Raw genomic sequence first — 17499 nt, forward strand, 5'->3', positions numbered from 1 at the left:
GCCTCGCACCGGGGCCCCGGCACGTCCTTGCCAAGACAAAGACGGAGCCGCGTTCTTACGATGCCTTAGAGAAGTCCTTTCGGGCTTGGCGCGCGACACTCGCCGAGCGCGCAAAAGAACATGATGATTACGCCAGTCGATACAGTCTGCACGGCCTGCGCAAGCGCGCGTGCGTGGAGCTTGCTGAAGCGGGGTGCTCGGACTCAGAGATCCAGTCTGTCACCGGTCAAAGCCTTGCAACGGTGGCCAAGTACCGGAAAGAAGCGAACCGCAAGCGGCTTTCGCAAACTGCCCAGATGCGCCGTGCCAAACAATGATGTGGTAGTCGCATGTGGGAGACGGCTTCATTTCTGAAATGGGTTGCGCTCGATATCGAGCGCAACCCATTGAAAACCCTGGTACCCAAGGCCGGACTCGAACCGGCACGCCCGTTAAGGCGGGGGATTTTGAATCCCCTGCGTCTACCATTCCGCCACTTGGGCCTCGCCACGGGATTACCCCAAGGCGCGGGGCAAGGTCCAGAGTGAAAAACACGACATCTGCCTCCGCGACGGCACCGCCACGGTTGACCACACCGGCGGCGCGTGCTTTGGCGAAGTGTCAGAGACCTCGCAGCGCCAGGACCGGCCCTTTCATGTTGAACCGCCTTTACGACCGCACCCTTGCCCTCGCCGATCACCCCCGGGCGATGTGGGCACTGGCGCTGGTCGCCTTTGTCGAAAGCTCGGTCTTTCCGATCCCGCCCGACGTGCTGATGATCCCGATGATCCTGGCCCGGCCCAACCGCGCCTGGGCGACCGCGGGGGTCGCGCTCATCGCCTCGGTGCTGGGCGGCCTGCTGGGCTATGCCATCGGCGCCTTTGCCTACGAGGGGATCGGCCAGCCGATCCTGGCCGCCATGGGCAAGGGCGACGCGATGGAACAGTTCAACGCGCGGTTCAACGATTTCGGCTTCTGGGCGGTCCTGGCCGCCGGTGTCACGCCGTTTCCCTACAAGGTGATCACCATCATGTCGGGCTGGACCGGGATGCCGATCCTGACCTTCGTGGCCACCTCGATCCTTGCGCGCGCGCTGCGGTTCTTCGTTCTGGCCGGGCTGCTGCGCACCTTTGGCGCGCCGATCCGCACCTTCATCGAATCGCGGCTCAACCTCCTCTTTACCGTCTTCGTCGTGCTGCTGATCGGCGGTTTCCTCTTGGTGAAATACCTATGACACGTCGTTTTCTGATCCTTGTCGCCGCCAGCGGCTCCGCCGCGCTGCTGCTTGGCGCGCTCGGCTTCCAGTACATCGGTGGCCTGCCGCCCTGTGACCTGTGCATCTGGCAACGCTGGCCGCACCTGGCGGCCGTGATTATCGGCGGGACCGCGCTGGCCCTGCCCGGTCGTCTGTTGCCGCTGCTCGGGGCGCTGGCGGCGCTGACAACCTCCGGCGTCGGACTCTTTCACACCGGGGTCGAGCGCGGCTGGTGGGAAGGGCCCACCACCTGCACCTCCGGCGCGGTGTCCGGGCTCACGCCGGAACAGTTGATGGAACAGATCATGGCCGCCCCGCTGGTGCGCTGCGACGAGGTCGCCTGGGAGTTGCTGGGCCTGTCGATGGCCAGCTGGAACGCCCTTGCGGCGCTGGCGCTTGCGCTGGTCTGGCTGGCGGCGGCCCGCGCCGAACGCTAGGCCGACTTGCGGGTGGACAGCAGCAGGCTGGTCTCGCTGGTGCTGACCCCGTCCAGCATGCGGATGCGCGCCAGCGCCTGATCCAGCGCCTCCAGCGTTTCGGTCCCCAGTTCCACGATCAGATCCCAACGCCCGTTGGTGGAATGGATCGCCCGCACCTCGGGCAGTCCGTGCAACTGCCGGGTGATGCGCGCCGCCCCCCTGCCCTCGATCCCGATCATCATCAGCCCGCGCACCGGGTCGTGCAGCACATCCTGTTTCAGCACCACGGTAAAGCCCAGGATGTCGCCGCGTTGCTGCAACCGCTCGATCCGCGCCCGTACCGTGGTACGCGACAGGCCCAGATGCAGGGCCAGGTCGGAGAGAGAGCTGCGCGCGTCGTGGCGCAGGGCGGCGATCAGGCGCTCGTCCGTTTTGTCCATTTTCCCCTCCGTTTTGCACATATTGTATCCAATTCGACCACTCTGTCGGCTGGAGTTCAATCCGTTTCGGCTGAATCATTGAGAAAACAGGACATGGACGGAACACGGATGACACAGAGGGACTGCATCCTGATCGGCGCGCCGGTCGACAGTGGCAAGCGCCGGACCGGTTGCCTGATGGGGCCGGATGCGCTGCGCACCGCCGGGCTGGCCGAGGCTTTGCGCGACCTGGGGCACCGGGTCGAGGATTCGGGGAATCTGACCCCCGAACCGTACGATCCGGAATCCGAGGGCGAAGACCTCCACAAACCACGGGAAACCGCCGGCTGGACCGCGCGGCTGATCGCGGCGGCCGAGGGGGCGATGGCGCGTGGGCTGCCGATCTTCCTCGGTGGCGATCACGCGCTGTCGCTGGGGTCGGTCGCGGGGGTTGCCAGCCATGCCGCCCGCACCGGGCGACCGCTCTTCGTGCTCTGGCTGGATGCCCACAGCGATTATCACACGCCGCAGACCACCGACTCGGGCAACCTGCACGGCACGCCGCTGGGATATGTGACCGGGCGCGACGGGTTCGACGGGTTTCCCCCGGTTGCCAACCCGGTGCCGCAGGAGAATATCTGCCTGCTCGGGCTGCGCTCGGTCGATGCAGCGGAACGCGCGGCGCTGGAGCGGACCACGATCCACCGCCACGACATGCGCGAGATCGACGAGCGCGGCATCGCCCGCCCGCTGGCCGCCTTCCTCGACCGGGTCAGCGCCGCCAACGGGCTGCTGCATGTCTCGCTCGACGTGGATTTCCTCGACCCCACCTTTGCCCCCGCCGTCGGCACCACCGTGCCGGGCGGCGCCACCCTGCGCGAGGGGCACCTGGTGATGGAGATGATCTGCGACAGCGGGCTGATGAGCTCGCTCGACCTGGTGGAGCTCAACCCGTTCCTCGACGAGCGCGGCCGCACCGCGCAGCTTCTGGTGGACCTCACCGCCTCGGCGCTGGGGCGCCGGGTTTTCGACCGACCGACAAGGGCCTTTGCATGACACATATGACCGAACCCTCCGACAAGGCGCTGGTGCCTTTCGTCTCCGTCGACCACATGATGCAGCTGATCCACCGCGTCGGGCTGGAACAGATGTTGCGCGGGCTGGCCGAGTACATCGAGGCCGATTTCCGCCGCTGGGAGCTGTTCGACAAGACACCGCGCGTGGCCAGCCACTCGGCCGAGGGGGTGATCGAGCTGATGCCCACCTCCGACGGCGAGGTCTATGGCTTCAAATACGTCAACGGTCACCCCAAGAACATGAAGGAAGGACTGCAAACCGTTACCGCCTTTGGACTTTTGGCGGATGTCGGCAACGGTTACCCGGTGCTGTTGAGCGAGATGACGATCCTGACCGCGCTGCGCACGGCGGCGACCTCGGCGATGGTGGCAAAGCATCTTGCGCCGAAGGGCGCGACGACCATGGCGATGATCGGCAACGGCGCCCAGTCGGAGTTCCAGAGCCTGGCGATGAAAGCGATCTGCGGCATCGACAGCGTGCGGCTATGGGATATCGACCCGGCCGCGACCCGAAAATGCGCCGCCAACCTGGCCGGGCACGGGATGCAGGTGGTGCCCTGCGCCAGCGCCGAACAGGCGATCGAGGGGGCGCAGATCCTGACCACCTGCACCGCCGACAAGCAATGCGCCAAGATCCTGAGCGACAACATGGTCGGCCCCGGCGTGCACATCAACGCCATCGGCGGCGACTGCCCCGGCAAGACCGAGTTGGCCCAGGGCATCCTGACCCGCGCCGGGGTCTTCGTGGAGTATCCGCCGCAGACCCGGATCGAGGGCGAGATCCAGCAGATGCCCCAGGATTTCCCGGTAACCGAGATCTGGGAGGTGATCGCGGGCCGGAAACCGGGCCGGCAGCGCGCCGAGCAGATCACCCTGTTCGACAGCGTCGGCTTTGCCATCGAGGATTTCAGCGCGCTGCGCTTCGTGCGCGACCGGGTGGCGGGCACCGACCTGTATCACCCGCTTGACCTTCTCGCCGACCCCGACGATCCGCGCGACCTGTTCGGCATGGTCCAGCGCGCCGCGCCCGGTGCCGCAGCTCGGTAGATCGGCCCGGCTGCGCCGGGCTGCCTCCGGCGGGAGTATTTGGCAAAGAGAAGAAGGCGCCGCGCCCCGGCTGTCGTCGCGGCGATGACGCATCAGGGCGGCCTGTGCGGCGTCGTGTTTCACGCCTCGTGGCCCCTCGGGTTTGCGGGGCCCGGTCCCGCCTGCCCTCGCAAACGCGGTCTCCCGATCGGGCTCCGGTGCGCGATCGCACGAAAAGATCTGTAACGTATTCGTGCGTCATGCGTCTTCACGACAGGCTTGGGCAGGAAACGGCAGCGGTGTATGACATGGTCGGCAGGTAGCTTGCCCGGCTTGAACACCTGTCGGGCGTCGTGCCCGTTGTCGTCATCTTGTCTTTTGCCCTTTTGAATATTTCCCTGTGGATTGCCCAATGGTCCCAAGCTTGCAGACCCACCCCGAACCCACTGCCCGCCCGGGCGGCACCCTGACCCGGGCCGGGGTGGAGGACTGTTTGGCCGGCGCATGGCGGTCGGGGCGCGCGGGGCGACCGGCCCGGGTGACAGGGTGTCATGATCGGAGGCCGGGATGATCGACGCGGCCATTCTGCCCCTGCAACGGCGCCTGCTGGCCCCGCCCGGTCGGTGGCTGGCGGCGCGCGGCATGCACGCCGACCACCTCACGCTGGTGGGCTTTGCGGTCGGCGTGCTGACGGTGCCGGCCCTGGCATTCGGGGCCCATGGCCTGGCGCTGGTGCTGCTGGTCATCAACCGCCTGGCTGACGGGCTGGACGGCACGGTTGCGCGGCTGACCCGGCCGACCGATCGCGGCGCCTTCCTGGACATTGCCCTCGATTTTGTTTTTTACGCGCTGTTTCCGCTGGGGTTCGCGCTCGCCGATCCGACGATGAACGCCCTGCCCGCAGCGGTGCTGATCGCCGCCTTCGTGGGAACCGGGTCGTCCTTCCTGGCCTTTGCCTCCATCGCCGCCAAGCGCGGCGAAAGCGCGGCAGCCTTTCCCGCCAAGGGGATCTATTACCTCGGTGGCCTGGCCGAAGGGGTCGAGACCATCGCCGTCTTCGTGGCGATGTGCCTGTTTCCCGGCGCCTTCGCGATCCTTGCCTATGGGTATGCGGCCGCCTGCGCCGTCACCGCTTTGCTGCGCTGGCACCAGGGGTGGCGGGCCTTTGCACCCCGGGAATAATCGTCTCGATTCTGTAACGGACCGGCGCCGTGACTGTCCTTACCCGAGCCCCTTTCGCCTGATACCGGAGACCCCATGAAACTTTCTCTCGTCCTTGCCCTGTCCCTGCTTGCCTCCCCGGCGCTGGCCGATTGGCAACAGACCCTGCAGGCCGCGCGCGGCCAGACCGTCTATTGGAACGCCTGGGGCGGGGATGCGCGCACCAACGCCTTTATCGCCTGGGTCGGCGACCAGACCGAGGCGCGCTACGGCGTCCGCGTCGAACAGGCCAAGCTGAGCGACACCGCCGAGGCCGTGACCCGGGTGATCTCCGAAAAGGCGGCCGGGCAGGACGAGGGCGGCAGCGTCGACCTGATCTGGCTCAACGGGCCGAACTTCCTGGCGATGAAGGACCAGGGGCTGCTGCACGGGCCCTTCGTGGCCGATCTGCCCAACGCGCGATACCTGGACCTAGCGCCGGGTTCGGCCGCATCGGTCGATTTCACCGTGCCGGTGGATGGTATGGAAAGCCCGTGGCGGCTGGCACGCTTCGTCTTCACCTACGATTCCGCGCGCGTGGCCGAACCGCCGCGCAGCATGGCGGCTTTCGTGGATTGGGCGGCGGCCAACCCGGGGCGCGTCACCCATCCCGATCCGTCGAATTTCATGGGCGCGACCTTTCTGAAACAGGCGTTGATCGAGCTGACCCCCGATGCAAGCGTCCTGCAGGACCCCGCCACGGAGGCCACCTTTGACGCCGCCACCGCGCCGCTGTGGGACTGGTACGATGCGCTGCGCCCGAACCTGTGGCGCGGGGGCGAAACCTATCCCGCCAATGAATCGGTGCAGCAACAACTGCTCAATGACGGCGAGGTCGACATCGCCATGTCCTTCGATCCGGCCTCGGCTGCCGCCGCCATCGCGGACGGGCTGCTGCCCGACAGCGCGCGGGTCTTCGTGCCCGAGGGCGGCAGCATCGGCAACATCAGCTTTGTCGCGATCCCTTATAACGCCGCCAATGCCGAGGGGGCCGAGGTGGTGGCGAACTTCCTGCTCGATCCGGCGACGCAAGCCCATATGCAGAATATCGAGGTGCTGGGGTCCTTCTCGGTGCTGGATCCGGCGCGGCTGGACGAGGCCGCCAAGGCCGCCTTCGCCGCCCTGCCCTCTGCCCCGGCGCTGCCGACGCTGGCCGATCTCGGCCCGACGCTGCTGGAGCCCCACGCAAGCTGGATGACCCGGCTGACCGAGGAATGGACGCGGCGTTACGTCAAATGAACCACGATGGCCGCCTGCTGCGCGCCGCCGTGCTGGCGGGCATCGGGCTTGGCCTGATCACCCCCATTGTCATCGGCCTGTGGGAGACCGGGCGCGCCGCCTTCGGCATTCTCCCCGCGCTGGGGCAGGAGGTGGCCTCGCTCGAGCCGTGGCAGGCGCTGGCCGCCCTGCCCGGCATCGGCACCAGCTTGCGGCTGACGCTGATCACCGGGTTCGGCTCCACCCTGCTGTCGCTGCTGCTGGCAACCGGGTTCTGTGCCGCCGTTCACGCCCGGATGCGGCCGTCCGCCGGGGCGCAGATGCTGACGCCGTTCCTGGCCATTCCCCATGCGGCGATGGCGGTGGGGCTGGCCTTCGTCCTGGCCCCGTCGGGCTGGATCGCGCGGATGCTGGCGCCACTGGCCGGCTGGGACCGCCCGCCCGACATCGCCACCGTCCATGACGGCTGGGGCCTCGCCCTGATGATCGGGTTGATGGTCAAGGAGGTGCCGTTCCTGTTGCTGGTGATCCTCTCGGCGCTTGGCCAGATTCCCGTGGCGCGCCACATGGCGGCAGGGCGCGCGCTGGGCTATGGGCGCGGCATCGTCTGGATCAAGATCATCATGCCGCAGGTCTGGCCGCTGATCCGGCTGCCGGTCTGGGTGGTGCTGGCCTATGCGCTGTCGGTGGTGGACATGGCGATCATCCTTGGTCCCTCGACCCCGCCGACGCTGGCGGTGGCGGTCACGCGCTGGTTCACTGACCCCGATCCGGCAATGATCCTGCCCGCCTCGGCCGGGGCCATCGTGCAGGCGGGGATTGTCGCGCTCGCGGTCGCCCTGATGCTCGTCGCAGAGGCACTGGGCAAGCGGCTGGGCCGCTGGTGGCTCAGGCGCGGCGGGCGCGGGCTGTCGGCGGAACCGGGGCTCTGGGCGGCCAGTGCGGTGACGATGGCGCTGATGGCGGTGGGCGTGCTGGCGATGGTGTCGCTCGTGGTCTGGTCGCTGGCCTGGCGCTGGTCCTATCCGCAGATCCTGCCGCAAAGCTGGTCGCTCAAGCCCTGGACCGGCGCGCAGGACGGCTGGATGCGGGCGCTTGCGAACACGCTGCTGCTGGCCGGTGCGACGGTGGGTCTGTCGCTGGCGCTGGCGATCGCCTGGCTCGAGGGCGAGGATCGCGCCCGCCGCGCCCGCGCCCCCTGGGCCGAGGCGCTGATCTACCTGCCGCTGCTGATCCCGCAGATCGGGTTTCTCTACGGGTTGAACGTCGGCTTTCTGCAGATCGGCCTGTCGGGCGGGATCATTGCCGTGATCTGGGCGCAGGCGCTGTTCGTGTTTCCCTATGTGATGATCGCGCTGTCGGACCCCTGGCGCGCGCTGGACCCGCGCGTGATCCGCGTCGCCGCCGCCCTTGGCGCCGGGCCGGGGCGCAGGCTGTGGGCGGTCAAGCTGCCGATGCTGATCCGCCCGATCCTGACCGCCGCCGCCATCGGGGTATCGGTCTCGGTGGCGCAATACCTGCCGACCCTGTTCATGGGCGCGGGCCGCATCGCCACCCTGACCACCGAGGCGGTGACCCTGTCCTCAGGGTCCGACCGCCGCGTAACCGGCGTCTATGCCAGCCTGCAGGCCGGGTTGCCCTTTGCCGCCTATCTTGCGGCCTTCCTGATTCCCGCGATCCTGCACCGCAACCGCCGCGCCCTGACCGGAGCATCTGCCCCATGAGCCTTGATCTTGACGCCCTGTGCATCCGTTCCGCCGACGGCGTTTCGCTGTTCCAGCCGCTGACGCTGCATGTCCCGGCCGGCAAGGTGGTCACGGTCATGGGGCCGTCGGGGGTGGGGAAATCGACCCTGCTCGACGCCATCGGTGGCCATCTGGCGCATGGGTTCCACATGTCCGGCACGGTGCGGCTGAACGGGCGCGACGTGACCGGCCTGCCCGCCGAGGCACGGCGGATCGGGTTGCTGTTTCAGGACGCGCTGATGTTTCCGCACCTGTCGGTCGGCGACAACCTGGCCTTTGGCCTTCCGGCCAGCCTGCGCGGGCGCGCCCCCCGGCGCGCGGCGGTCGAGGCGGCCCTGTCACAGGCCGGGCTGGCCGGGCTGTACGAGCGCGACCCGGCGACGCTGTCAGGCGGGCAGCGCGCCCGCGCGGCCCTGATGCGCACCCTGCTGGCCGATCCCGCGGCGCTGCTTCTGGACGAGGCCTTCTCGAAACTCGATGCCGGGCTGCGCGGCGAGATGCGGGCCTTTACCTTCGATCACGTGACCTCCCGCGCCATCCCGACCCTGATGGTCACCCATGACCCCGACGATGCCACCGCCGCAGGGGGACCGGTCATCGCCCTGAAGGCCGCCCCGCCCCCGTGAAATCCGCGCGCTACGTCACCGATACGCCCACCTGCCTCGGCCCCGGTGCGGGATCGGCGGACCATTCCAGAATATGCGGATCGAACCCGTCGACCAGATGCGGTTTGACGATCTGGAAATAGGGCGACAGGTCGAAATCGCGTGGCGCGTACAGCGAATGGTGGCGGATGTGCAGGATTTCGCGCCGTGCGAACCGGGATCCGCGCCGCGCCTTGACCACCCGCAATTCAGGCAGGATCGGATAGCGGACCGACTGGAACGCCCGGGCGATCAGCGACGAGCAGATCGCCCGCGTCGGGTCGCCCGAGCCAAAGGCCAGCATACGCCGCCGCCAGCGCACCGGAACCGGCGGCGTCGGAAAGAAATAGCGCATCAGGTCGAAGACGTTGCGCAGATCGTATTTCAGGCCGACACGCACCGCCATGAAATCGGCCACCGCCCGGCATTCCTCGGGAGTCAGGCCGACCGGGCGACAGATCCGGGTGTTGAAGCGCGCGTATTTCGACAGCGGCGCCGAGACGCAGCCTTCATTGAGATTGACCTCGATCAGCCGGTGCGGCTCATCGGTTCCCGGGACGGCGGGCAGGCCGTCGCCCACATACATCGCGGCATGGGACCAGGTCGATTGGGTCAGGTACTTGATGGCGTTGGAAATCCGCTCCTGCCCCTCGACCAGCAGCACATCGCCGGGGCGCAGCGTGCGGCACAGGGTCTCGTAATCCGAGGGCGTGAAGGGCGTATAGCCAAGGCTCGGGCGGTGCAGGTGACCGGCCAGACGTCGACCCACCCCGCTTAACAGGGAATCATAGCGCTCTCGTAGTGTGACAGGCATCGGTCCCCTCCGTTTGGCGCGTTCTTGGCGGTGTGAGGACGACACCGGGCGCGGTGAATTGTTGCGGTCTGGCGCGGATCATCTTCGGCAAACAGGCCCGGATCCGGGCAGCATGGTCCCGACCCGCCTCGGGGCCAAAGGACATATCCCGCGCCAGCCCCGACGCGCGCCCGTCGTTCCCCCGGCGGCGGCACCCGTGCGGCGAAACCCAGGGCGTTTTCCATGTTGCCTCCTCCCCTTGTCCTCTACGGTGACATGCAGGGGCGCCGGGTGTTTCACCGCGACGCCACACCATTTCGTGAGGGCCGGAACAGCCCCCCCCACATCCACCGCACTCACATTCCCGGGAGACCGGGGGCTTTCCCTTTACTTCCCGGCAGGCTGTCGGACACTGGGGGCGAAAAAAGGGGGTCCACCATGACGCGCTCTGCCCTGTGCCCGGGCTCGGTCGGCCTGTCCCGATTGCGGTCCGTCGTGGCCACATCCTGCGGCGGGGAAGTCGGGGGCCATCGGGGCTGGCATGGATGAGGGACCCCAAGCCCCGCAAGGGACCACCGCCGCCCGCCTCTTCCGGGTCGTGCTGCACCTGGTCCTGTTGCTGATCCTGGTCTATGGCGCCCACCTGTTGCTCGCCTGGTTCTCGGCCCGGACCGAAGACATCCACCCCGGTGCACAGATCGGCATGATACTCGTGCTGCTGCTGATCTACGCGTTGCTGATCGCCCTCCCCTTCGTGCCGGGGATCGAGATCGGCCTGATGCTGCTCGCGGTCGAGGGGGCCTGGATCGCTCCATGGCTCTATCTGGCCACCACCGCCGGGCTGCTGTTCGCCTACGGGGCGGGTGAATGGGTGCCCTATCCGCACCTGCACCGGGTCCTGGCCGACCTCCACATGCACCGCGCCTGCGCCTTGCTGGACCGGATCCACCCGCTCAGCCGAGAGGAGCGGGTCCTGCTGCTGCGCGACAACGCGCCGAAGTGGCTGCGGCCGCTGATTTCCCGCTATCGGTACCTGTTCGTGGCGGCCGTCATCAACCTGCCGGGAAACGCGGTGATCGGCGGCGGCGGTGGCATCCTGTTCCTCACCGGCCTCAGCCGGCTGTTCAAACCGGCCGGTGTGGCCGTTACCGTTGCGCTGGCCGTGATGCCGGTGCCGCTGACCGTCTGGGCCTTCGGGATCGACATCCTGCACTGACCGCGGCCCTGCCCAAGCCAGACGCCGCGACTCAGCCGCGCCTCGGCCCCTGGTCATCAAGCCGCGACAGGATCGCGCCGATGCGGTCCGCGTCCGTCTCTCCCTGCGCATCGGCTGCGGGCGGCCCCTCGGTCAGATCGCGGGTGGTTCGCATTTGACCGATGAACCGGCGGCAGCCTTTGCACATCGCCAGATGCAGGCGCATCCGCAGCGCTTGCCAGGGGCCCAGCTCCCTGTCGATCAGCGCGCTGGCGCGGGTTGAAACCTCTTGGCAGCTCAACATCTGGCGGTGTCCCTTTCACGTGCCTCACGGGAACAGGACAATCGGAACCGGGCCACGTTACACTTGGCGAAAAAGAATCCCGGCCCCGCTTCCACGCAAGCTCACCGCGTCACATCACCCCGTCGAGGGCCGCCCGCACCGCCAGACGTGCCCTGTGCAGCAGGACCCGCATGTTGCCCTCGCTGATGCCGAGAATGGCGCAGACCTCTTGCGCCTCCAGCCCCTGTTGCGCGCGCAGGATGATCACCGATCGCTGGCCGGGCGGCAGGGCTTCGATGGCCGCGTTCACATGCTCCATCACGCTGCGCCCCGCCAGGATGCGTTCGGGGGTCACGCTCTCCCACAGCTCGGGGGTGTTCTTCCAGCGCCCCCGACCGTCAAAGGCGGCCGCCAGGTTGTCCCCCTCGCCCGCGCCATCGAACGAGACGATGCGCCCGTCGCGCTTGGCGCGGCTTCGGGCCTTGTTGATCAGGATCGAGAAGATCCAGCTTGCCAGCGAAGACCGTCCCTCGAACCCGGAAATGTTCCTGAGGACCGCGATCCAGGTGTCCTGGGCCACCTCTTCCGCCGTGGCACGGTTGCGGACGACGCCGGTCGCAACGCGGATCAGGGAGCTATTGTGCCGGTTGTACAGCTCCTCGAACGCGGCCCGGTCGCCCGCAGCAAGTCGTTGAACAAGATCCGTTTCCGTCGCCCGAGCCGTAGGCATCACATCCCCCCGTATTGCCTTGCCCCACTAAGCAAAACAAACCCCGTGGAAGTCCAGAGACCAGGGTTATAGGACAATGGATCGTGAATTGCGCCCCCGCCGCCCCGGGGACCCTGCGACGCAAACCGGCGGACCCCAAAGGGAAACCCCTTCAAGGAAAGTCCAGGTTCTTGGTATCATTTGAAAAAGTGGTCGGGGCGGCGAGATTCGAACTCACGACCCCCTGTACCCAAAACAGGTGCGCTACCAGACTGCGCCACGCCCCGACGACGGCCTGTCTAGCGACAGTTCCGCGGCTTGAAAAGCCCTAACAGGGCCAGGCCGCCGGTCCGCCGGCAAAAACCGGGTGGCGCATCACCGTGCCCGGCGCGATGCCAAGGCGTTTGGCCAGCTCGGCGTTGATCTCGAGCACCGCGAAAACGCCCTCTCCACCGTCGATCGGGGTCAGGTCACCCGGGATCGCGCCCGAATGGACCCGGGTCACGCGCCCGGTCCGGTCGGTGAAAATCATGTCCAGCGGGATCAGCGTGTTCTTCATCCAGAAGCTCGCATGCTGCGGACGCTCATAGACGAACAGCATCCCGGCCGTGCGCGGCAGGGACTCGCGGAACATCAATCCAAGCCCGCGCGCCTGGGGCGTATCGGCCAGTTCCACGGTGAATTGCGCCTGCCCCCAGTCGCCGCGCAACTCCACGCGGTCGGCCCGACACTCGGCCAAGGCCGGCATCGCCCCGATCAGCAGGATCAAAAGGGCGGCAAGCGCGCGCATCACGCGGCCCCCGCTTCCGTCAGCCCTGCCTCCCAGGCCAGCACCTCGGCGGCCATCCGGCCACGACGACCGTCGATCACCCGCATCGCCAGCGCCTCGCCCGGCTGCAGGTCGGCCAGCCCGGATTGCCGCAGCACCTCGATATGCAGGAACACGTCCTCGTTGCGCCCGAAGACATTGGCGAAACCGAACCCCTTGCCCTTGTCGAACCATTTGACACGGGCCGGTTCCAGCGGCCTCTGACGGATCTCTTCCGGCTCCAGGTGGCTGAAGTCCGACAGCACCGGGCCGCAATCCTCGCGCTCGGGCGGTTCGATCGCCAGCACCTCGATCGCCTGCACCCCGCGATCGGTCTCTTGCGTCAGGATCTCGATTCGCGATCCGTCGGCGACCGAGCTTTGCCCGAAATTCCGCAGCACGTTCATGTGCAAAAGGATGTCGGGACCGCCCTGGTCGGCCACCACGAACCCGTATCCCTTGGTCGGGTCGAACCATTTCACCTGTCCGGTCACCTGGTTCATGCTGCTGAGGTCTTCTGCCACTTGTGCTATTTCCGCGTTTCGTTGTTCAGCTGAGGTCGGCTCATGTTGAATGGTGTGCAATAAACGCAACGGACACTTCAAGTCCAAAACATCGAACTCGGCGGAAATCCACGCATATTTTCAAAGTGTTGCATTTCACGTCACGTGAGTGTCAGGGGCACAACCTGTGGATTTCCCAAGCGGATTCCGCGTTTTCCCGGCGCCAGGCAAAGCGGTCGTGTAGCCGAAATGCCCCATCCGCCCAAAACTCGATCTCGACCGGAACCAGCCGGTATCCGCCCCAGAACGGCGGCCGCTGCGGGTTCGGCCCCAGCCGCGCGGTCACTTTCGCCACCTCGGCCATCAGCGTGGCGCGGCTGGCCAGCGGCTGTGACTGGTGCGAGGCCCAGGCGCCAAGCCGGCTCTTGAGCGAGCGCGACTTGTAATAGGCATCCGCCTGCGGCCCGTCCTCGCGGGTGATGTGGCCGCGCACACGGATCTGACGGCGCAGCGATTTCCAGTGCAGGACAAAGGCGGCCATGCCGGCCTGGTCCAGTTCCTGCGCCTTGGTGCTGGTGTAATTGGTGTAGAAGACGAAGGCCGCCGGCTCGATCTCCTTCAGCAGGACCATGCGCACATTCGGCATACCGCCGGCGTCCACTGTCGACAGCGCGATCGCGTTGGGATCGTTGACCTCGCTGTCTTCCGCCTCGGCCAGCCATCGGCGCGCGATCTCGAACGGATCGTCGCCTGAGAAAATTCCAGTTCTGTCGCCCATGGTATCCCCGTCATCAACACTGTGGGAAAAACCCTAGGACGCGCCCGGACCGGCCACAAGCCTGATGCACTTGATGCGCCACCACCAATCGCCTAAACGTCACTCTCACACCGTTAGGATAGGCGGAGAACCTTCATGTCAAATCAGTTGTTGGCCGGCAAGCGCGGCCTGATCATGGGCCTGGCCAATGACAAGTCCATTGCCTGGGGGATCGCAAAGGCCCTCGCGGGTGCGGGTGCCGAACTCGCCTTTTCCTACCAGGGGGACGCGCTGAAAAAGCGGGTCGATCCGCTGGCCGCGCAATTGGGAAGCGACATCGTGCTGCCCTGCGACGTCGGCGACGAGGCCTCGATCGACGCGCTGTTCGACAGCCTCAAGGAACGCTGGGGCAACCTCGACTTCCTGGTCCACGCCATCGGCTTTTCCGACAAGAACGAGCTGCGCGGCCGCTATGTCGACACCAGCCGCGCCAATTTCCAGCTCAGCATGGATATCTCGGTCTATTCCTTCACCGCCGTGGTGCAGCGCGCCGAGAAGATGATGAAGGATGGCGGCAGCTGCCTCACCCTCACCTATTACGGCGCCGAAAAGGTGATGCCACACTATAACGTGATGGGCGTGGCCAAGGCGGCGCTGGAGGCCTCGGTGCGCTATCTTGCCGAGGACCTGGGCAAGGACGGCATCCGCGTCAACGCGATCAGCGCCGGCCCGATCAAGACGCTGGCGGCCTCGGGCATCGGCGATTTCCGCTACATCATGAAGTGGAACGAATACAACTCGCCGATGCGGCGCAACGTGACCATCGACGATGTCGGCGGCTCGGCGCTCTACCTGCTGTCCGAGCTTGGCGGCGGCGTCACCGGCGAGGTGCTGCATGTTGACGCGGGCTATCATGCCGTCGGCATGAAGGCGGTCGACGCCCCCGATATCGCCAAGGGCTGACAGAGCCCGGAAGGACCAAGGAGAGGACCCGCGCCATGACCGACCGTCTGCCGCACGAAAAAGGCTTCCACGTCAGTTGGGACCAGTTGCACCGCGATGCCCGCGCCCTGGCTTGGCGACTGCAGGGCAACGCCCCCGAACAGGGCGGCTGGCGCGCGGTGGTGGCCATCACCCGCGGCGGCATGGCGCCGGCGATGATCGTCGCGCGCGAACTGGATATTCGCACCGTCGATACCATCAGCGTGAAATCCTACGATAACCAGACCCAGAGCGACCCGGTGGTGATCAAGTCGCCCGACATGGGGGTGGTGGGCGACGGCACCGGCGTGCTGATCGTCGACGACCTGGTCGATACCGGACGCACGCTCGAGGTGGTGCGCCAGCACATGCCAAAGGCGCATGTCGCCACCGTCTATGCCAAGCCCAAGGGGCGGCCGATGGTCGACACCTATATCACCGAGGTCAGCCAGGATACCTGGATCTTCTTCCCCTGGGACATGGCGCTGCAATACGTCGAACCCTATCGCGGCGGCGAGTGATCGCCGCCCGATCCGCCCGGTTTGGCGCACTGTCCGACGCCCTGTCCATCTGACCTTGCCCCCCCTTGGCGCGCATCGTATGCAGGGCGCCGAACAACAAGGCACCGTCAGGAGAGGGGCACCATGGCCGCGCGGATCAAAAAGCTGTCGTCAACCTTTGTCTGGATCCTGCTCGGCCTGCTGATCGCCGGCCTGGCGGGCTTCGGCGCCACCAACCTGACCGGCACCGTGCGCACCGTCGCCACGGTCGGCAGCGAGACGGTCAGCGTCGACGACTATTCCCGAGAGTTGCAGAGCGAGATTCGCGCCATCGAGGCGCAGACCGGCCAATCACTGCAGATGAGCGACGCGCGGGCGATAGGGCTGGACCAACAGGCCCTGTCCCGCCTGGTCGCGCTGGCCTCGATCGACAACGAGGTCGCTGAGCTTGGCCTGTCGGTGGGCGACGAGAAACTGCAGCAGGAAATCCTGGCGATCCAGGCCTTTCACGGCCCCGACGGGAAATTCGACCGCGAAACCTATCGCTTTGCGCTGGAACAGGCCGGCCTGTCCGAAGCCGCCTTCGAGGCCGACCTGCGCGCCGAGGCCGCCCGCACCCTGGTGCAGGGCGCGGTGATCGGCGGGGTCCGGATGCCCGAGACGCTGGTGAACACGCTGACCGATTACGTGGCCGCGCGCCGCAGCTTCACCATGGCGACGCTGACGGGCGACGACCTGGCCGCCCCCCTGCCCGCGCCCGACGACGCCGCGCTGCGGGCCTATTACGACGCCAATCTCGACCGGTTCACCCTGCCCGAGACCAAGAAGATCACCTATGTCACCCTGACCCCGGCGATGATCCTCGACCAGGTCGAGGTCGACGAGGCCTCGCTGCGCAGCCTGTACGACGAGCGCGCGTCCGAATTCAGCGTGCCGGAACGGCGGCTGATCGAACGGCTGGCCTTCGCCGATGAGGCTGCGGCCTCGGGCGCGATGGCCCAGATCGAGGTCGGCGGCACCACCTTCGAGGCACTGGTCGAGGCGCGCGGACTGTCGCTGTCCGACGTGGACATGGGCGACATGACCGCAAGCGCCCTGGGCGCCGCCGCCGAGGCGGTCTTTGCCGCCGACATCGGCGACGTGGTCGGCCCCCTGCCCTCGGACCTCGGCCCGGCGCTTTACCGCGTGAACGGCCAGCTTGAGGCGCATGAAACCTCCTTCGAGGACGCCCGCGCCGCTCTGCGCGAGGAACTGGCCGCCGAACGTGCCCGCCGGCTGATCGAGACCCGCGCCGAGAACATCGACGATCTGCTGGCCGGTGGCGCCACGCTGGAAGATCTGGCCGAGGAAACCGACATGGAGCTGGGCCAGATCGACTGGACCGCGCAGAGCTCTGACGGGGTCGCCGCCTATGATGCCTTCCGTGAGGCGGCGCAGGCGGTCAGCGTCGAGGATTTCCCCCAGGTCACCTTTCTCGAGGATGGCGGCGTCTTTGCCCTGCGGCTCGACGACACCCTGCCGCCGCGCCCCGAGCCCTTTGACCAGGCCCGCGACCGGGTGATCGAGGGCTGGACGCTGGACCAGACCGAGGCGGCGCTGACCGCGCAGGCCGAGGCGTTGGTGACGGAGCTGAAGGACAGCGGCGATTTCACCGCCACCGGGCTGGAGGTCAAGGTCGAGACCGGGCTGACCCGTGGTGCCTATCTCGAAGGGACGCCGCCCGACTTCATGGCCAAGGTGTTCGAGATGGAGCCGGGCGACTTCCGCGTCATTGGCGCCGGCGACCGGGTGCACGTGGTGCGGCTCGACGCGGCGCTGCCGCCCGATGAAACCGCCGACCTGCAGCGGATGCGCGACGGCTTTGGCCAGGAGTTGGACCAGACGCTGGCACAGGCCCTGTTCGAGGCCTTTGCCCGCGACGCCCAGCTCCGCGCCCGCCCGATGGTGGACCAGCGTGCGCTGAACGCGGTCCAGTCCAGCTTCCAATAA

General features: G+C 67.2%; 20 protein-coding genes and 2 tRNA genes. 13 read left to right on the forward strand and 9 right to left on the reverse strand.

The features are described 5' to 3' along the window. Window positions 1–317, forward strand: a 317-nt coding sequence (locus tag ABWV23_RS17080; RefSeq protein WP_502901668.1) for a site-specific integrase, incomplete at its 5' end; no start/stop codon positions are given. A gap of 79 nt (window positions 318–396) precedes the next feature. Here ABWV23_RS17080 and ABWV23_RS17085 read toward each other — a convergent pair. Further along, window positions 397–482: transfer RNA gene (locus ABWV23_RS17085), tRNA-Leu, on the reverse strand. Window positions 483–634: 152 nt separating this feature from the next. Here ABWV23_RS17085 and ABWV23_RS17090 point away from each other — a divergent pair. Together ABWV23_RS17090 and ABWV23_RS17095 are read left to right on the forward strand one after the other, a co-directional pair. Continuing rightward, entirely contained in the window at window positions 635–1213 is a 579-nt protein-coding gene (locus ABWV23_RS17090) for a YqaA family protein (RefSeq protein WP_353349879.1), read from the forward strand. Further along, window positions 1210–1671, forward strand: a complete 462-nt coding sequence (locus tag ABWV23_RS17095) for a disulfide bond formation protein B (RefSeq protein WP_353349881.1) — start codon at window positions 1210–1212, stop codon at window positions 1669–1671. Before ABWV23_RS17090 ends, ABWV23_RS17095 begins: the two co-directional genes overlap by 4 nt. Here ABWV23_RS17095 and ABWV23_RS17100 read toward each other — a convergent pair. Beyond that, window positions 1668–2093 carry an Lrp/AsnC family transcriptional regulator gene (locus ABWV23_RS17100; RefSeq protein ID WP_353349883.1) on the reverse strand — a complete coding sequence of 142 codons (426 nt, stop codon included), beginning with the start codon at window positions 2091–2093 and terminating at the stop codon, window positions 1668–1670. The genes ABWV23_RS17095 and ABWV23_RS17100 overlap by 4 nt on opposite strands. Window positions 2094–2201: 108 nt before the next feature. Between ABWV23_RS17100 and rocF the strand changes: the two genes are divergently transcribed. The 6 genes from rocF to ABWV23_RS17130 all read left to right on the forward strand — a co-directional run bounded on the left by rocF (window position 2202) and on the right by ABWV23_RS17130 (window position 8963). Continuing rightward, entirely contained in the window at window positions 2202–3128 is a 927-nt protein-coding gene (gene rocF / locus ABWV23_RS17105; RefSeq protein WP_353349885.1) for an arginase, read from the forward strand. Between the two features lie 5 nt (window positions 3129–3133). Then, window positions 3134–4195 carry an ornithine cyclodeaminase gene (ocd, locus tag ABWV23_RS17110; RefSeq protein WP_353350131.1) on the forward strand — a complete coding sequence of 354 codons (1062 nt, stop codon included), beginning with the start codon at window positions 3134–3136 and terminating at the stop codon, window positions 4193–4195. A 546-nt stretch (window positions 4196–4741) separates the two neighbouring features. Further along, window positions 4742–5356, forward strand: a complete 615-nt coding sequence (locus ABWV23_RS17115) for a CDP-alcohol phosphatidyltransferase family protein (RefSeq protein ID WP_353349887.1) — start codon at window positions 4742–4744, stop codon at window positions 5354–5356. Between the two features lie 75 nt (window positions 5357–5431). Further along, entirely contained in the window at window positions 5432–6613 is a 1182-nt protein-coding gene (locus ABWV23_RS17120; RefSeq protein WP_353349889.1) for an ABC transporter substrate-binding protein, read from the forward strand. Continuing rightward, the gene (locus tag ABWV23_RS17125) at window positions 6610–8316 is read left to right on the forward strand and encodes an ABC transporter permease (RefSeq protein WP_353349891.1); all 1707 of its coding nucleotides are present in this window, start codon (window positions 6610–6612) and stop codon (window positions 8314–8316) included. The genes ABWV23_RS17120 and ABWV23_RS17125 overlap by 4 nt, the downstream gene beginning before the upstream one ends. Next, entirely contained in the window at window positions 8313–8963 is a 651-nt protein-coding gene (locus tag ABWV23_RS17130) for an ATP-binding cassette domain-containing protein (RefSeq protein WP_353349893.1), read from the forward strand. Before ABWV23_RS17125 ends, ABWV23_RS17130 begins: the two co-directional genes overlap by 4 nt. 10 nt (window positions 8964–8973) lie before the next feature. Here the strand turns inward: ABWV23_RS17130 and ABWV23_RS17135 are convergent, their stop codons facing one another. After that, on the reverse strand, window positions 8974–9795 hold the full coding sequence (locus tag ABWV23_RS17135) for a YiiX/YebB-like N1pC/P60 family cysteine hydrolase (protein ID WP_353349895.1): 822 nt from the start codon (window positions 9793–9795) through the stop codon (window positions 8974–8976). Window positions 9796–10315: 520 nt separating this feature from the next. Here ABWV23_RS17135 and ABWV23_RS17140 point away from each other — a divergent pair. Continuing rightward, on the forward strand, window positions 10316–10990 hold the full coding sequence (locus ABWV23_RS17140) for a hypothetical protein (RefSeq protein ID WP_353349897.1): 675 nt from the start codon (window positions 10316–10318) through the stop codon (window positions 10988–10990). A gap of 31 nt (window positions 10991–11021) precedes the next feature. Here ABWV23_RS17140 and ABWV23_RS17145 read toward each other — a convergent pair whose 3' ends face one another. The 6 genes from ABWV23_RS17145 to pdxH form a co-directional block, all read right to left on the reverse strand. Then, window positions 11022–11273: a zf-HC2 domain-containing protein gene (locus tag ABWV23_RS17145; protein ID WP_353349899.1), complete on the reverse strand. Its 252-nt coding sequence runs from the start codon at window positions 11271–11273 to the stop codon at window positions 11022–11024. Window positions 11274–11382: 109 nt separating this feature from the next. Next, the gene (locus ABWV23_RS17150) at window positions 11383–11982 is read right to left on the reverse strand and encodes an RNA polymerase sigma factor (protein ID WP_353349901.1); all 600 of its coding nucleotides are present in this window, start codon (window positions 11980–11982) and stop codon (window positions 11383–11385) included. A 189-nt stretch (window positions 11983–12171) separates the two neighbouring features. Next, a tRNA-Pro gene (locus ABWV23_RS17155) sits at window positions 12172–12248 on the reverse strand. Between the two features lie 41 nt (window positions 12249–12289). Then, window positions 12290–12751, reverse strand: coding sequence for a DUF192 domain-containing protein (locus ABWV23_RS17160; RefSeq protein WP_353349903.1), 462 nt, complete (start codon window positions 12749–12751; stop codon window positions 12290–12292). Then, window positions 12751–13293 carry a cold-shock protein gene (locus tag ABWV23_RS17165; protein WP_353349905.1) on the reverse strand — a complete coding sequence of 181 codons (543 nt, stop codon included), beginning with the start codon at window positions 13291–13293 and terminating at the stop codon, window positions 12751–12753. The genes ABWV23_RS17160 and ABWV23_RS17165 overlap by 1 nt, the downstream gene beginning before the upstream one ends. 151 nt (window positions 13294–13444) lie before the next feature. Then, window positions 13445–14050, reverse strand: coding sequence for a pyridoxamine 5'-phosphate oxidase (gene pdxH, locus ABWV23_RS17170; protein WP_353349907.1), 606 nt, complete (start codon window positions 14048–14050; stop codon window positions 13445–13447). A gap of 135 nt (window positions 14051–14185) precedes the next feature. Here pdxH and fabI point away from each other — a divergent pair, with 135 nt between their 5' ends. The 3 genes from fabI (at window position 14186) to ABWV23_RS17185 (ending at window position 17499) form a co-directional block, all read left to right on the forward strand. Beyond that, entirely contained in the window at window positions 14186–14992 is an 807-nt protein-coding gene (fabI, locus tag ABWV23_RS17175) for an enoyl-ACP reductase FabI (RefSeq protein ID WP_353349909.1), read from the forward strand. 35 nt (window positions 14993–15027) lie between these two features. Further along, entirely contained in the window at window positions 15028–15531 is a 504-nt protein-coding gene (gene gpt / locus ABWV23_RS17180; RefSeq protein ID WP_353349911.1) for a xanthine phosphoribosyltransferase, read from the forward strand. A gap of 123 nt (window positions 15532–15654) precedes the next feature. Next, window positions 15655–17499, forward strand: coding sequence for a peptidyl-prolyl cis-trans isomerase (locus ABWV23_RS17185; RefSeq protein WP_353349913.1), 1845 nt, complete (start codon window positions 15655–15657; stop codon window positions 17497–17499).

The sequence above is a fragment of the Aquicoccus sp. SU-CL01552 genome (assembly GCF_040365005.1).
GTDB lineage: Bacteria > Pseudomonadota > Alphaproteobacteria > Rhodobacterales > Rhodobacteraceae > Antarcticimicrobium.